General features: G+C 54.2%; 1 pseudogene. It reads left to right on the top strand.

Annotation, left to right across the window (positions count from 1 at the left end):
- Positions 1 to 441: pseudogene (gene nusA / locus ACTHTS_RS11265) on the top strand (transcription termination factor NusA); the annotation flags it as partial.

Genomic DNA, 441 nt, shown 5'->3' with positions numbered 1-441 from the left:
ATGTAATCGTTGACGAAAACCAACTGGCGCTGGCCATCGGCCGCGGCGGTCAAAACGTCCGTCTGGCTTCCATCCGGACCGGATGGCAGCGGAACATTATGACCGTTGAAGAAGCTGATGAGCGCAATGCCGCCGAAGATGCGGTTATCCGCAACCTCTTCACCACCCACTTGAACATCGACGACGAAACCGCCGATATCTTGGTGTAAGAAGGCTTTGCCACTTTGGAAGAAGTTGCTTACGTTCCAGCGGCAGAATTGCTCTCGATTGACGGTTTTGACGAAGAAATCGTTGAAACCCTGCGCAATCGTGCACGCGATGCGATCCTGACCACTACCATCGCCGCAGAAGAAAAACTGGGTGAAGTGTCTGAAGACATGCGCAGTTTGGACGGCGTAGATTCCGACATGTTGCGCAAACTGGCCGAAGCCGGCGTTACCC

This window comes from Neisseria sp. P0019.S003 (assembly GCF_051957115.1).
Taxonomy (GTDB): Bacteria; Pseudomonadota; Gammaproteobacteria; order Burkholderiales; family Neisseriaceae; genus Neisseria; species Neisseria flavescens_D.
This window is presented reverse-complemented; position numbering and strand designations above follow the sequence as displayed.